Below are 14,300 nucleotides of genomic sequence, written 5' to 3' on the forward strand. Positions count from 1 at the left end.
CTAAATAAATCTTTATTACAACTTCTATGTTATTTATAATATTATATCAACAATATCATTTATTTCAATTCCCTCTTCATAAACTATACAATTATATGCCATTATATCAACATTGCTTTTCTTTGCAAGTCTTAAGGCTTCACCGAATCCTGGATCTGTCAAATCATTAGGTGAAAAAGTTTTTACATTATCTAGCTGTATCAAAAATAAAATTCCAGCTCCAAATCCTTGCTTTTTAGCTTCTATTAATTCTAATATGTGTCTTGCACCTCTTTCAGTTGGTGCATCTGGAAATCTACAATGACCATTTTCTTCTAAAGTTACTCCCTTAACTTCAAGATAATATATATTATTATCTTTTTCTGTAGATAACTTAAAATCAAATCTACTCTTTCCAAAAGTTTTTTCTCTTTCAATCTTTTCATACTTCTTTAAAAGATTAATTTTTTTATTTATTAAAGCTTCATTAACTACTTTATTTGGTATTTGTGAATCTATATTGATTAATATATCATCCTTAATAGCAGCTATTAAATCATATTTAGTTTTTCTATTTGGATTTAGTTCTTCTCTTAAAAAAATTTTTGTTCCTTCTTTAAGTATTTCTCTACATCTTCCTGTATTAGGTACATGAACAACTATTTCTTCTCCATTTAATATAACATTTGCATTAAATCTATTTGGTCTTTTTTTAAATATTCCTTCATATATTTTTTTATTATACTTCATATATCTCTCCTCAATTTTAATATTTTTTATATTTACAACATTTTTTTACATTAATTTTATCCACAGGTAATAAAAAAACATAAGTTGTCCACAGGCAAGTTTATAAAACATCCCCATTTTATCTATATTTATGGTATTATTGTAACATTATCCACAGTTTTTATCCACATTTTGTACAAACCGTGGATAACTCTATTTCTTAAAAATATAAATACTTTTTTCCTTGTTGCATCTTACTACATATACTAATCTTATTCATCAATAATCATCATATTGTTACAAACATATATTCTTTACATATATATTGTGTCAATACCCTTTAGAAAAGTTTTCAACAGTTTTTTCAACTTGTCCACATTTTGTGGATAACTTTCCACAGTTTTAACACTTTTCCACTATAAATGACCTTATTTTATTCCTAAAAAGTCTTATTTTAATTAATTTGTTAATAAATATTTTAAGAAAGCTAAGTAATCAAAATATTAGTTAGCTTTCTTAAAAACTATTATTTAATTACTGGTAATGAACTTAAATTATTATTTTCATTTTCATCTGGAAGACTTCTTAAATATTCCTCTCCTTTTCTAGAAACTCCAACTGCAACTCCTGCTATTTGACCATTTTTAGCCATTTGCACCCCTTCTTCTTTATTTATCCTTTTTCCATTTGAAAGTTCATATCCAACTATTTCCCCAGAATTCTTAATTATTGCTCTTATTGATTGTGCATCATTATTTGGTGTTGGAACATTCTTATTTATATTTCTTGGAAGGTCTCCAATCATTTCATTTTTTTCCTTCATAATAACACCTCCTATTAATTATACTTTTATTTTATCCATTAAAAATTCTTTAATACTTTTTATTTTTAAACCAAAATTTTCTTATTCAATCCTTCCACTCCAAGTCACCGTAAACTTACATATAACCTTTCAAAAGCTAGAGGAAAAAGTTATAAATAGTTATCCATATGATAAACTTTTTATAACTTGTATAAAAATAAAAAGGATAATTTTCATTATCCTTTTTACCCTAAAATTTTTTCAGCCTGTTCTTTTAATAATTTAATATTATTTTCTGCATCTACAGTTGTAAAATTATAAACATCTGTAAAGTTATAAAAATAATTTGCAATTGCTATTTTTGTGGCTCTAGTAATTTTTAATTCACTAGCTAAATTTTCTAAAAAATCTACTTCTTTATCTTCATACTCACCATCAACTAAAGATAATCCTACTAATTCAAAATATATAATCCTCTTAGATCTATCACTGGACTTTCTTATTAATTCTATTATGTCCTCATATTTAAGATTATAAATTTCCTTATCTTCTATTTCTAATTCCTCTTTATATTCCTTTAAAAGTACTTTTTCTTCCTTCGCAAACTCATTATCTACATCTGCAAAAATTGAAACTAGGTTTATAAAAGCAATACCTTCTTCTTTATTTAATTCTTTCAAAAACATATTCGTATCCCCCTATTTAAAAATTTCTTATATTTATTATATTACTATTAATTAAACAATTTATATATATCTTTAAATCTTTTTTCTTCCTCTATATTTCCAGTCAATTTATTAACTTCACTTATCAATAAATATATTTCTTTATTATATGGATTTATCGATAATGCTTTTTTTAATAATTCATGCGCTTCATATATTTTTTCTATATCATCTATATTTAGAAGTTCCTTAGATATCTTTAGTATTTCATCAACTCTAAATTCTATATTATCATTATTTTTTCTTTCAATTTCATCTAATACTAGATTTATTCTGTCAGGTGAAAAAGGTTTTTGAAGATATATAAGTGCTCCTAATTTTGTACATTCTATTGCATTTTTTACTGTTGCAAAAGCAGTCATTATAACAACAGGGCAAGTACTTCTAACTTCTTTAATTCCTTTTAACACTTCAGTGCCACTTATTCCAGGCATTCTTATATCTAAAAATATTAAATCTATTTTTTCACTTTTATCATTTATTATATTTAATGCCTCTATACCATTATCTGCAGTAACTACTTTATAACCTCTTAATTCTAAACAAGTACTTAATAATATTCTTATATTTTTAGTATCATCAATAACTAAAACTCTTTTCATATACTCATCTCCTACTAGCTTCATGATAATGGAATAGTAAATATAAATTTACTTCCAAATCCCAATTCACTTTCACACCATATCTTTCCTTCATGCATCTCTACAACTTCTTTGGCTATAGAAAGTCCTAGTCCTGTGCTTTCTTCAGGTATTTCAAAACCTTCTACTCTAACAAATTTTTCAAACACTTTTTCTAAATAATTATTAGGTATCCCTCTACCAGTATCTATTACACATATATATATCTTTTTATTCTTAACATACGTCTTTAATTTAACTGACCCCCTTTCTGTATATCTTATTGCATTAGATACTAAGTTATTTAATACCCATTTTATTTTTTCTTCATCTATTTTAGCCTCTGGTAATTCTTTTTCCAAATCTAACATGATATCTAAACCCTTATCTATTGCTTGAGTCTTAAAATTTGTTGCACAGCTCTCTATTAATTCATTTACATTGCTTATTTTCATATTAAATGTAGTTGAATTTGAGTGTATTTGAGATATCTTTAAAAGGTTAGATACTAATTCATTCAATTTTTGTGTATCTTCTTTAATAGTTTCTACTATATTTTGTTGTTTTTCATTTAGTACTCCTATACTACTATTATTTATTAATCCAATTCCCATCATTATAGATGTTAATGGGTCTTTAGCTCATGAGATATAGTGCCTATAAAGTTTGCTTTAACAATTTCTAATTCTTTTAGACTAGTGATATTTTTAAATAATACTACTACTCCATTAACTTTTTCTTCTGGGCCTTTAATTATTGTTAGTGTCAAATTAAAAAATACTTTTTATTATTTCTTTTTATTTCAATTATTTTTTCTTTATCCTCATACTTTAAATTAGTTTCACATCTAATATATTCATAGACCTCTGGTAAATTTATAATTTCTAGTAAAGCTTTATTGGTAAATTTCTTTTCGTTAATATCAAAGAAATTTTGTCCTTCATCATTTATAAATTGAACTTTATATTCATTGTCTAATAATATTATCGGATCGGATATACTTTTAATTATACTCAAAGATTTATTCTTCTCTGCCATTAAATAATCTTCAGCATTCTTTTCAAAGTCATGCAATCTATTAGTCATATTATTAAATTCCTTTGCTAATAGTCCAATTTCATCTTGATATATTACTGGAGCTTGTTTATTTAAATTACCTTCTTTTACTGACTTCACAGCATTTATTAATAAATGTATTGGATTAAAGTATCTATTAGTTAAAAACATAGCTATAGATCCTCCAATTATGGCTCCAATTATAGAAACAAACATAACGAAATATATTGATGAATTTCCATTAGCCTTAAGCATTTGTTGCTTTTTAAACATAGCATCTTCATTTAATTGCTTTAACTCTTGTAAACTTTTATTAATTAGCACAACATCATTGGTTATTGTTTTTTCATAAATTTTTACTAATTCTTCATGGTTTTGTCCATTATTATAATCTTGTAGACTTGAAAATGATTTACTAAATTCTATATATTGTAAGTTAACTGTATCTATTAATTCTATTTCCCCAGGTTCAGTTATATTACCCTTTTCAATATAGAACCACTTATAAAATTCATCATCATTTACGTGAAATAAATTTAATGCCTCTTCTTTATTTCCCTGTAGGTATATTAATATAGCCTTATCTTGATTATAAATACAATTAGTCATATTATTAATTGTATTTATACTTTTGTAATTATTTCCTATAAAAATATCTGTGGATGTCTTTATTTTGTACATATTAATAGTAGATACAATACCTACTATTATTATAATAACTACTAAAGTTATATATATTGTCGTAAATTTTTTCTTTAAGGAATTAGTCATAAAATTAACCTTCCATCTTAAAATATTAACTCTATCTTAATTATATATATGTTTTATTTAATAATCTACATAATTTATTTCAATTAAAATACTCAATTCAAACTTAAAAGTTCAATAAATTCTTTTCATATATTCATATATAAAAATAAAGCTTAAGGAAAAATCCTTAAGCTTTTATTTTTATTAATAATTTTCTGCTGCTACTTCAAAATATCCTTGTGGATGTAAGCATGCTGGACATACTTTTGGTGCTTCTTCACCTTCAAATATATATCCACAGTTAGTACATTTCCATAAAACTGTTTCATCTTTCTTAAATACTTTGCCTTCTTCTAAATTCTTTAATAGCTTATTGTATCTTCTTTCATGCATATTCTCTACTTCAGTTATTCTTTCATAAGCTATTGCTACTTCTGGGAAGCCTTCTTCTCTTGCAATTCTTGCGAATTCTGGATAATCATGAGCCCATTCCTCATGCTCTCCTGCTGCTGCAGATTTTAAATTTTCTGCAGTTTCTTGAGAAAATGCTACTGGATATGCTGCATTGATTTCAATTTGTTCTCCTTGGAAATCATTTAGTAAAAATTTATAGAATCTTTTTGCATGTTCTTTTTCTTGTTCTGCAGTTTCCATGAATATGTTCGCAATTTGTACATATCCTTGTTTTCTTGCTACGCTTGAATAATAAGTATATCTTGTTCTTGCTTGTGATTCTCCAGCAAAAGATTTCATTAAGTTTTCTGCTGTTTTAGTTCCTTTTAAACTTTTCATTTTTACCACTCTCCTAAATAATAATTTTTTCTATACGTTACCATTATATTACATACATGGTTTATTATCAAATAATTAAAGAATAAATATTCCTATTTAATAGTTTATTCCTCTAAATTTTTACGTATTTTTTAAAATTACTATTTATTAATATATTCATGAATTCAATTCAATATTCTCTCAAAATAAGAAATTCTAAAATTACATTCTATATTATTATTTTTTATTTTTCTTTAATATAGATAATACTATCATTCCTACTAGTGAACCTACAACTAGCGCTGCAAAATATCCTAATGGATTCTCTATAACTGGAAGAACAAAAATTCCACCATGAGGTGCTCTTAGTGAACATCCAAATGCCATTGATAATGCTCCTGCTGTTGCTGAACCTACTACACAAGCTGGTATTACTCTTAATGGATCAGCTGCTGCAAAAGGTATTGCTCCTTCTGTTATAAATGATAATCCCATTATATAATTCGTTACTGCTGATTGTCTTTCTTTAGCTGTAAATTTCTTCTTAAAGAAAGTAGTGCATAAAGCTATTGCTAGTGGTGGTACCATACCACCAATCATAACTGCTGCCATAAATTCAAATTGTCCATTAGCTAATGATGCTGTTCCAAATACATATGCTGCCTTATTAATTGGACCTCCCATATCAACAGCCATCATTCCACCTAAAACTGCGCCTAATAAAATCTTACTACCACTTCCCATTCCATTTAAGAAGTTATTCATAGCATCATTTAATGCTGATACAGGTGGATTTACTACAAATATAATTATTGCTCCTATCAATAAGATTCCAAGTAAAGGATATATTAATACAGGTTTTATTCCTTCTAATGCATCTGGTAATCCCTTAAAAATTTTCTTTAGGAAAAGCACTAAATAACCTGCTATAAATCCTGATAACAGTGCTCCTAAGAAACCTGATCCTCCTGCATTAGCTATAGCTCCGCCTACAAAACCAACTGCTAATGCCGGTCTATCACCTATACTCATTGCTATATATCCTGCTAATATAGGTAACATAAATCCAAATGCTGTTCCACCTATATTTTTAAAGAAAGCTGCAAATGGAGTATTGCTTCCAAAATTAGATGGATCTATACTATAATCGTCAAATAAGAATGCTAATGCTATTAAAATACCTCCACCTATAACAAATGGTAGCATATGAGATACACCATTCATAAGGTGCTTATATATTTGATGTCCTATACTTTCTTTTTCTTCTGATACTTCTTCATTTGAAGATTTTACTCCATTGTGATGATAAATTGGGGCATCTCCTGATTTAGCTTTATTTATTAATTCTTCTGCTTTGTGTATTCCATTTGAAACCTTGGTTTGGATAACTTTTTTACCATCAAATCTAGCCATTTCAACTTTTTTATCAGCCGCAATTATTATACATTCTGCTTCTTTTATTTCCTTTGAAGTTAACACATTCTTAGCTCCACCTGAACCATTGGTTTCTACTTTAATTGAAACCCCCAGTTCCTTAGCTTTTTCTTCTAAACTTTCTGCTGCCATATAAGTGTGAGCTATTCCTGTAGGACACGCAGTTACAGCTAAAACTTTATATCCATTTTTACTTTCCTCTTTATCTTTGTTTAACTTTTTACTTTCAAAATTATCTATTAACTTTATAAATTGCTCTGCTGATTTAGCGTTTAATAATGCACTTCTAAAGTTTTCATCCATTAACATAGTTGATAATCTTGCTAAGACTTCTAAATGAAGATTATTTTCTCCATCCGGCGCTGCAATCATAAAAAACAACTTTGCTTTTTCACCATCTAAGGAATCATAATCAACTCCATCATATACTACTATTGCTGATAAACCTGCTTCTTTAACAGCTTTTGTTTTAGCATGTGGTATAGCAATCCCGTCTCCTATACCAGTTGTGCTGAGTTCTTCCCTTTTTAAAACTTCCCTTTTATATTCTTCCTTATTATTTAAGTTTCCTGATAAATTCATTAAATCAACTAATTTATCAATAGCCTCTCCCTTTGAAGAAACATTATTAGGATTTATTGCTATAGATTTTTTATTTAATAAATCTGTTATTTTCATTTTATTACCCCCCGATCTATAATATTTCATTTAATAATTCATAAACTTTTTCTTTTGTTGCTAATCCTTCTGAAAATGCACTTGCACTTCCAGTTGCTACTCCCATTTTAAACGCTTCATCTAATCTTTCATTTTTTAAATATCCAGCTATGAACCCTGCCACCATAGAATCTCCTGCCCCTACTGAATTTATAACCCTTCCTTTAGGAGCTCTAGATTTTATTACTTCATTGTCTTCATTTATAAATATTGCTCCATCAGCAGCTCGAGAAATTAAAACATTTCTTGCTCCCATTTCTTTAAGCTTTTTAGCATATTTTATTATGTCTTCTTCATTTTTTATAGTAACATTAAATAACTCTGCTAACTCGTGATGGTTAGGTTTTATTAAGAATGGACTATATTTTAATACATTTAATAGAAGTTCTCCCGTCGCATCAACAATGAATTTAATTTCTTTTTTAGATAACTTCTCCATTATTATTTCATATATATTTTTAGGAAGAGTTTTAGGAATGCTTCCTGCTAAAACTAAAATATCGCCTTTTTGTAGTAAATCCAACTTTTTATATAATTGTTCTAAATCATTATCAGATATATTAGGCCCTTGACCATTTATTTCTGATTCTTCCTTGGATTTAAGTTTAACATTTATTCTAGACATTCCATTACTAAGCTTTATAAAATCTGTACTGCATCCAAAAGATTTTACCTTCCTCTCTATTTCATCTCCTGTAAAACCTGCTATATACCCAAGTGCTATATTTTTTTCATCTAAGTTTTTTAATACTATAGAAACATTTATTCCTTTTCCTCCTGGATAAACCTCTTCGTAAGATGTTCTATTTACTTCTCCTAACTTAAAATCATGAACTCTCACAACATAATCTAACGCCGGATTAAAAGTTATAGTATAAATCATAGTTTTAAAACCTCCACTATTTCTGCCTTTTTATAATAACTACTATCTTCTAATAATGTTGTTATTATAACTGCTTCATCTATTTCTCCAAAAGTTATTGAGCTAATTGAATTAAACTTTGTTTGGTCTGCTAATATATATGGATTTCTTGTCCTTTTTATTGCTTCTTCTTTGACTAATGCTTCTTTTATATCTGGTGTTGTATATCCTCTATATTCTGATATTCCATTTGTTCCAAAAAAGCCTTTAGTAAAATTATATCTTTTTAAGTTATTTATGGCTTCAACTCCAACTACTGCCTCTGTTGATATCTTTATTTCCCCACCAAGTATATAAGTTGTAAATCCATTACTTATCAGCTTTTTAGCTTGATTTATTCCATTAGTAACATATATAGCATCTTTTTCTTTTAGAAAATCAATTATTAAATTTGTTGTTGTACCTGAATCTATATATACAAAATCACCTTTTTTTATAAGACTTGCTGAATATTTTGCAATTATAGATTTATCAATAACATTTAATGTTTCTCTTGTTGATACTAAATCATCTTGTGTATTAAAATCTTTCTCTAATAATGTAGCCCCTCCATGTACCTTATTTAGTTTTCCTTCTTTATGTAAATAATTCAAATCTCTTCTTATAGTAGATTCTGAGGTATTTAGCATTTCTACAAGTTCGCTCACATATACAGCGGAATTGGTACTTAATTGTTCTAATATAATTTTATGTCTTTCTTCTGTTAGCACTAAATATCACCTCCAAATTTATAATACACCTTTTAGTAAATGTTTTCAAGCATTTTCATTCAAAAAAATTCACTTTCATTCATTTTTTAAGTCAAATACCTTCAACAAACTAAAAAATATAAACTTTTTTATATTTTGTGATTATAATCACTTATTTATCAATTTATCAATTTTATAATTATATTATCAAAATTATAATTATAGCGGTTGAAACTAGTTGACTTTAATGATAAAATCTATTTGAGAAACATTCTTTATTAATAATATTTTTCCAGTAAATTCTGAATGTTTTGAATTGTTTGAAAAAGGGGTGCAATATATGAATCAAGAATGGATTAATTTTAAAGAAGGTCAATGGACTAAATCTATTGATGTTAGAAACTTTATACAATTAAACTACACTCCATACAACGGTAATGACAGCTTTTTAGTTGGTGCAACAGATGCTACCAAAACTCTATGGAATGAAGTAAGTGAATTATTTGTAAAAGAAAGAGAAAATGGTGTTTTAGATATTGATACTGAAACTATCTCTGGAATTAACGAATACAAAGCCGGTTATATTGATAAGGCTTTTGAAAAAATAGTTGGTGTTCAAACTGATGCTCCACTAAAAAGAGCTGTTATGCCTTTTGGTGGTGTAAGAATGGCTGAAAATGCTGCTAAATCATATGGCTATGAAGTAAGTCCAAGAATTTCAGAAATATTTACTAAATATAGAAAAAGCCATAATCAAGGTGTATTTGATGCTTATACTGATGAAATGAGATTAGCAAGAAAATCTGGTGTTATAACTGGACTTCCTGATGCTTATGGTAGAGGAAGAATAATAGGTGATTATAGAAGAGTTGCTCTATATGGAGTAGATAGACTAATAGAAGATAAAATTGCTCAAAAGAAAAGCTTAGAAGTTAGAGTTATAGATGAAGATGTAATTAGATTAAGAGAAGAACTTTCTGATCAAATTGTAGCTTTAAAAGAATTAAAAGGCTTAGCTCAAACTTATGGATTAGATATTTCAAAACCTGCTACTAATTCAAGAGAAGCAATCCAATGGTTATATTTTGGTTTCTTAGGAGCTATAAAAGATCAAAATGGTGCTGCAATGTCTCTTGGTAGAACATCTACTTTCTTAGATATATATATAGAAAGAGACTTAAAAGCTGGTTTAATAACAGAAGAGGATGCTCAAGAATTAGTTGACCATTTTGTTATGAAATTAAGACTTGTTAAATTCTTAAGAACTCCAGAGTACAATGATTTATTCTCAGGAGATCCAACTTGGGTTACTGAATCAATCGGCGGTATGGGATTAGATGGAAGAACATTAGTTACTAAGAACTCTTTCAGAATTCTTAATACACTATATACTTTAGGACCATCACCAGAACCTAACTTAACTGTACTTTGGTCAACAAGATTACCTCAAGGCTTTAAGGATTTCTGCTCAAAAGTTTCTATTGATACAAGTTCAGTTCAATATGAAAATGATGATTTAATGGCTCCTTACTGGGGAGATGATTATGCAATTGCTTGTTGTGTATCTGCAATGAGAGTTGGTAAACAAATGCAATTCTTTGGTGCTAGAGTTAACTTAGCAAAAACTTTACTTTATGCTATAAATGGTGGTAAAGATGAAAAATATGGAATGCAAGTTGGTCCAAAATTAGCTCCAATAACTAGCGAATATTTAAATTATGATGAAGTAATGGAGAAATTTGAAATAATGACAGATTGGTTAGCTAACCTTTATGTTAATACTTTAAATGTTATCCACTATATGCATGATAAATATTCATATGAAAAATTACAAATGGCACTTCATGATAGAGATGTATTTAGAACAATGGCTTGTGGTATAGCTGGACTTTCAGTTTGTGCTGACTCACTATCTGCTATTAAATATGCTAAAGTAAAACCTATAAGAAATGAAGAAGGTGTTGCTATAGATTTTGAAGTTGAAGGCGATTTCCCTAAATACGGAAATGATGATGATAGAGTTGATGATATAGCAGTTTATTTAGTTGAAAATATGATGAATAAGATCAGACAAAATAAGACTTATAGAAATGCTTATCACACTCAATCAGTACTAACTATAACTTCAAATGTTGTTTATGGTAAAAAGACTGGTACTACTCCTGATGGTAGAAAAGCTGGAGAACCATTTGCTCCAGGTGCTAACCCAATGCATGGAAGAGATAACAGTGGTTCATTAGCATCATTAAACTCAGTTGCTAAATTACCATATGAACATTCACAAGATGGTATATCAAATACCTTCTCAATAATTCCAGATGCTTTAGGTAAAAACCCTGAAGACAGAATTAAGAATTTAAGTTCATTAATGGATGGATATTTTGGTCAAAATGCTCATCACTTAAATGTAAATGTATTTGATAGAGAAACTCTATTAGATGCTATGGAGCACCCAGAATTATATCCTCAATTAACTATAAGAGTTTCAGGATACGCTGTAAACTTCATTAAGTTAACAAGAGAACAACAATTAGATGTTATAAACAGAACTTTCCATAAATCAATGTAATTAGTGTAAAGTTTCTTTTAAACTATGAAATGAAAAAGAAAAAACCCATATTGGTTTTTTCTTTTTTTAATTTCTTATTTTTTACCTGTTACCTGCTATCTGTTACCTAAATTCTACTAAAATATATTAAAATTTTTTAATCATACTTATAAAATTTTAATTGCTAACTGGTACATATTCAAAGCTTGCATTTTTGCTTTCTAAATTAAAAATTATTTTATTTTTTATGTAAAACTTATATATTGAAGTACATGATATGTTTTCATAAATAGTTCTTTTCATTTCTCCACCATCTGGTGCCAATAACTTTTGAGGATAATTCTCGTTAATTTCTATTTCCAATTTATATTTTCCTCTTTTTATTATTAATCCTCTTTCATTATAATTAATTATTTTTACTCCATTATAAGTTGCTAATCTATATTCTTTGCCCTTATACAAAACACATGCTATACAGCCCTTAAATTCAAGCCCTAAAAATGGAATATCGGCAATAGAAACCATAATGCTTGCTTTTTCATTTTTAAAATCATTTCCTTGAACCCATAAATATGACTTAGGAAACGAACTGCCCCAATCTTTTTCTATATATCCAATTCCATTCTCTATAATTTCATCTTTATTATTTATACTTAATTTTCCACTAACCATATGATGCAAACTTATTATTCCATGATTACACTCCATAAAAGGACATAAAGCAAATGGTCCCATTATATCTCCTTTAATTGGAGTAAGATTTTCATAAGTCAACTTGCCTTTTACTTTTATTTCATTACTTACTACATTTAATATTAAACCATTTTTAGAAAATAAATTATCTTTTATCTTAATAGTTAATTTATCCTTACTTATTGAAAAGTCTTTAAAATCATACTTTATATTATATGTTTTTTCATTAGTTATTATTTGAATAAATGAATACTTCAAACCATTTCTATCTATATTTACTCCAGGAATAAATGCTATGCTTCTATCATTACATTGGTGCTTAAAGTACCATCCTTCAAAAAATCCCTTTTTATTATATTTACTATTTTTCATATTTTAGTTCCTTAATAGCTGGTGAATCTAATAAGTTTCCCTTATAGTCAAATCTTGATCCATGACAAGGACAATCCCAAGATGAATCATCAACATTCCACTTTAATTCACAACCCAAATGTGGACATTTTGTAGAAACTGTATATATCTTTCCATCATTATCTTTATATACTCCTACCTTTTCTCCATTATAAATAATGGTTTCTCCTTCTCCATTATTTACATTCTCTATAGTTTCCATTGGAAGGCTTATTTTTTGAGCTATAAAATTATATGCTGTTTCTACTCCATCTCTAACTAAATTTTTTATTGAAGCTGTAATATCAAATCTATTTTCCGAAAATATTTTACAAAAATCATTTTCTTCGCCAGTTATCATATCACTTATGATTATTGCTGAAACCATAGATGATGTCATTCCCCATTTGTTAAAGCCAGTAGCTACATAAACATTTGGCATTTCTTTAGAATATACTCCTATATATGGTATTCCATCAGATGTCATACAATCTTGTGCTGACCAATTGTATTTTTCTATAGCAGTAGGATAAACCTTTTTAGCAAATTCTCTAAGATTATTATAACAACCTCCTGATTCATTATTTCCTGTTCTTTTATCTGATCCACCCAAAATTAATAAATCCTTATATCTTCTAAATGAATATCCAGCTGTATTTTCATCTTTATACATTCCGTTAACTATTTGAGCATTTTCTAGTGCAATTACATAAGATCTTTCTTGATGCATTCTTAAAAAATAGTATCCTGGAACATTTATAATTGGAAAGTGAGTTGCAACTACTATACTTTTAGCTTTAATCTTTCCATGTTTAGTTATTACAGTATCCTCTTTTATATCTATAGCTGTTGTATCTTCATAAATTGTCAAATCCTTTGCTATATAATTTAAAAATTTAATTGGATTAAATTGTGCTTGATTTTTAAATTTTACAGCCTTAGCTATTTTAAATGGTAACTCAATTTCATCTACTAATTCTGCATCTATTCCTATTTTAATAGCTGCTTTATATTCACTTTCTATTTTTCTTGAATTATTTAAGCTATATATATATGCATCCTCTCTTTTGAAGTCACAATCTATTTTATTGGCTTCAATTATATCATTATAAGTTTCTATTGCTAATTGATTTGCTTTAGCATATCTTTTTGCATTTTCTTCTCCGAACTCCTTAATTAACTTATTATATATTATATCGTGTTGTATTGTTATTTTAGCCGTAGTATTTTTGGTATTCCCACTTAATATTTTTCCTCTTTCTATAACTACAACATTTATTCCTCTTTCTTTTAGCATATATGCAGTTAATAATCCTGTTATTCCTGCTCCTATAACAACAGCTTCGACTTCTATATCACTTTTTAAAGCTTCTCTTTCCTTTATTTTATAATTTCTACTCCAAACTGATTTCATAAAAATATCACCTCTTTGATTATTATTCCATTAAATTTGGTATTTAAACAAATTATTAAGA

Annotated in this window: 14 protein-coding genes; 1 reads left to right on the forward strand and 13 read right to left on the reverse strand. The window is 27.5% G+C overall.

Annotation, left to right across the window (positions count from 1 at the left end):
- Nucleotides 1-33: 33 nt before the first annotated feature.
- The 11 genes from sfsA to A500_RS13325 all read right to left on the reverse strand — a co-directional run bounded on the left by sfsA (nucleotide 34) and on the right by A500_RS13325 (nucleotide 9,215).
- Nucleotides 34-729: a DNA/RNA nuclease SfsA gene (sfsA, locus tag A500_RS13280; protein WP_016208079.1), complete on the reverse strand. Its 696-nt coding sequence runs from the start codon at nucleotides 727-729 to the stop codon at nucleotides 34-36.
- Nucleotides 730-1,234: 505 nt separating this feature from the next.
- Nucleotides 1,235-1,531, reverse strand: coding sequence for a DUF3892 domain-containing protein (locus A500_RS13285; protein ID WP_016208080.1), 297 nt, complete (start codon nucleotides 1,529-1,531; stop codon nucleotides 1,235-1,237).
- A gap of 224 nt (nucleotides 1,532-1,755) precedes the next feature.
- Nucleotides 1,756-2,196 carry a hypothetical protein gene (locus A500_RS13290; RefSeq protein ID WP_016208081.1) on the reverse strand — a complete coding sequence of 147 codons (441 nt, stop codon included), beginning with the start codon at nucleotides 2,194-2,196 and terminating at the stop codon, nucleotides 1,756-1,758.
- Between the two features lie 47 nt (nucleotides 2,197-2,243).
- Complete coding sequence (locus A500_RS13295) at nucleotides 2,244-2,837, reverse strand: response regulator (protein WP_016208082.1); 594 nt, start codon at nucleotides 2,835-2,837, stop codon at nucleotides 2,244-2,246.
- Nucleotides 2,838-2,857: 20 nt separating this feature from the next.
- Nucleotides 2,858-3,472: a sensor histidine kinase gene (locus A500_RS13300; RefSeq protein WP_040436870.1), complete on the reverse strand. Its 615-nt coding sequence runs from the start codon at nucleotides 3,470-3,472 to the stop codon at nucleotides 2,858-2,860.
- Between the two features lie 8 nt (nucleotides 3,473-3,480).
- Entirely contained in the window at nucleotides 3,481-3,624 is a 144-nt protein-coding gene (locus A500_RS20465) for a hypothetical protein (RefSeq protein WP_016208084.1), read from the reverse strand.
- On the reverse strand, nucleotides 3,621-4,682 hold the full coding sequence (locus A500_RS13305; RefSeq protein WP_016208085.1) for a HAMP domain-containing protein: 1,062 nt from the start codon (nucleotides 4,680-4,682) through the stop codon (nucleotides 3,621-3,623). The genes A500_RS20465 and A500_RS13305 overlap by 4 nt, the downstream gene beginning before the upstream one ends.
- A gap of 183 nt (nucleotides 4,683-4,865) precedes the next feature.
- Complete coding sequence (rbr, locus tag A500_RS13310; RefSeq protein WP_016208086.1) at nucleotides 4,866-5,453, reverse strand: rubrerythrin; 588 nt, start codon at nucleotides 5,451-5,453, stop codon at nucleotides 4,866-4,868.
- A 216-nt stretch (nucleotides 5,454-5,669) separates the two neighbouring features.
- On the reverse strand, nucleotides 5,670-7,544 hold the full coding sequence (locus A500_RS13315) for a PTS fructose transporter subunit IIABC (RefSeq protein WP_016208087.1): 1,875 nt from the start codon (nucleotides 7,542-7,544) through the stop codon (nucleotides 5,670-5,672).
- A gap of 16 nt (nucleotides 7,545-7,560) precedes the next feature.
- Complete coding sequence (gene pfkB, locus A500_RS13320; protein ID WP_016208088.1) at nucleotides 7,561-8,466, reverse strand: 1-phosphofructokinase; 906 nt, start codon at nucleotides 8,464-8,466, stop codon at nucleotides 7,561-7,563.
- Complete coding sequence (locus A500_RS13325) at nucleotides 8,463-9,215, reverse strand: DeoR/GlpR family DNA-binding transcription regulator (protein ID WP_016208089.1); 753 nt, start codon at nucleotides 9,213-9,215, stop codon at nucleotides 8,463-8,465. The genes pfkB and A500_RS13325 overlap by 4 nt, the downstream gene beginning before the upstream one ends.
- A gap of 319 nt (nucleotides 9,216-9,534) precedes the next feature.
- Between A500_RS13325 and pflB the strand changes: the two genes are divergently transcribed.
- Nucleotides 9,535-11,763: a formate C-acetyltransferase gene (gene pflB / locus A500_RS13330; protein ID WP_016208090.1), complete on the forward strand. Its 2,229-nt coding sequence runs from the start codon at nucleotides 9,535-9,537 to the stop codon at nucleotides 11,761-11,763.
- Nucleotides 11,764-11,919: 156 nt separating this feature from the next.
- Here the strand turns inward: pflB and A500_RS13335 are convergent, their stop codons facing one another.
- Together A500_RS13335 and A500_RS13340 are read right to left on the reverse strand one after the other, a co-directional pair.
- A complete protein-coding gene (locus tag A500_RS13335) occupies nucleotides 11,920-12,807 on the reverse strand; it encodes a tocopherol cyclase family protein (protein WP_016208091.1) in 888 nt (295 codons plus the stop codon).
- A complete protein-coding gene (locus A500_RS13340) occupies nucleotides 12,797-14,239 on the reverse strand; it encodes an FAD-dependent oxidoreductase (RefSeq protein ID WP_016208092.1) in 1,443 nt (480 codons plus the stop codon). Before A500_RS13340 ends, A500_RS13335 begins: the two co-directional genes overlap by 11 nt.
- Nucleotides 14,240-14,300 lie beyond the last annotated feature (61 nt).

The sequence above is a fragment of the Clostridium sartagoforme AAU1 genome, from assembly GCF_000401215.1.
GTDB classification, from domain to species: Bacteria; Bacillota; Clostridia; order Clostridiales; family Clostridiaceae; genus Clostridium; species Clostridium sartagoforme.

Excerpts from the sequence above, each read along its gene's own strand:
- A500_RS13315 (WP_016208087.1), bottom strand. The coding sequence starts at position 7,544 with ATGAAAATAACAGATTTATTAAATAAAAAATCTATAGCAATAAATCCT.
- pflB (WP_016208090.1), top strand. The coding sequence starts at position 9,535 with ATGAATCAAGAATGGATTAATTTTAAAGAAGGTCAATGGACTAAATCT.
- A500_RS13305 (WP_016208085.1), bottom strand. The coding sequence starts at position 4,682 with ATGACTAATTCCTTAAAGAAAAAATTTACGACAATATATATAACTTTA.
- A500_RS13340 (WP_016208092.1), bottom strand. The coding sequence starts at position 14,239 with ATGAAATCAGTTTGGAGTAGAAATTATAAAATAAAGGAAAGAGAAGCT.
- A500_RS13290 (WP_016208081.1), bottom strand. The coding sequence starts at position 2,196 with ATGTTTTTGAAAGAATTAAATAAAGAAGAAGGTATTGCTTTTATAAAC.
- A500_RS13295 (WP_016208082.1), bottom strand. The coding sequence starts at position 2,837 with ATGAAAAGAGTTTTAGTTATTGATGATACTAAAAATATAAGAATATTA.
- sfsA (WP_016208079.1), bottom strand. The coding sequence starts at position 729 with ATGAAGTATAATAAAAAAATATATGAAGGAATATTTAAAAAAAGACCA.
- rbr (WP_016208086.1), bottom strand. The coding sequence starts at position 5,453 with ATGAAAAGTTTAAAAGGAACTAAAACAGCAGAAAACTTAATGAAATCT.
- pfkB (WP_016208088.1), bottom strand. The coding sequence starts at position 8,466 with ATGATTTATACTATAACTTTTAATCCGGCGTTAGATTATGTTGTGAGA.
- A500_RS13335 (WP_016208091.1), bottom strand. The coding sequence starts at position 12,807 with ATGAAAAATAGTAAATATAATAAAAAGGGATTTTTTGAAGGATGGTAC.
- A500_RS13300 (WP_040436870.1), bottom strand. The coding sequence starts at position 3,472 with ATGATGGGAATTGGATTAATAAATAATAGTAGTATAGGAGTACTAAAT.
- A500_RS13285 (WP_016208080.1), bottom strand. The coding sequence starts at position 1,531 with ATGAAGGAAAAAAATGAAATGATTGGAGACCTTCCAAGAAATATAAAT.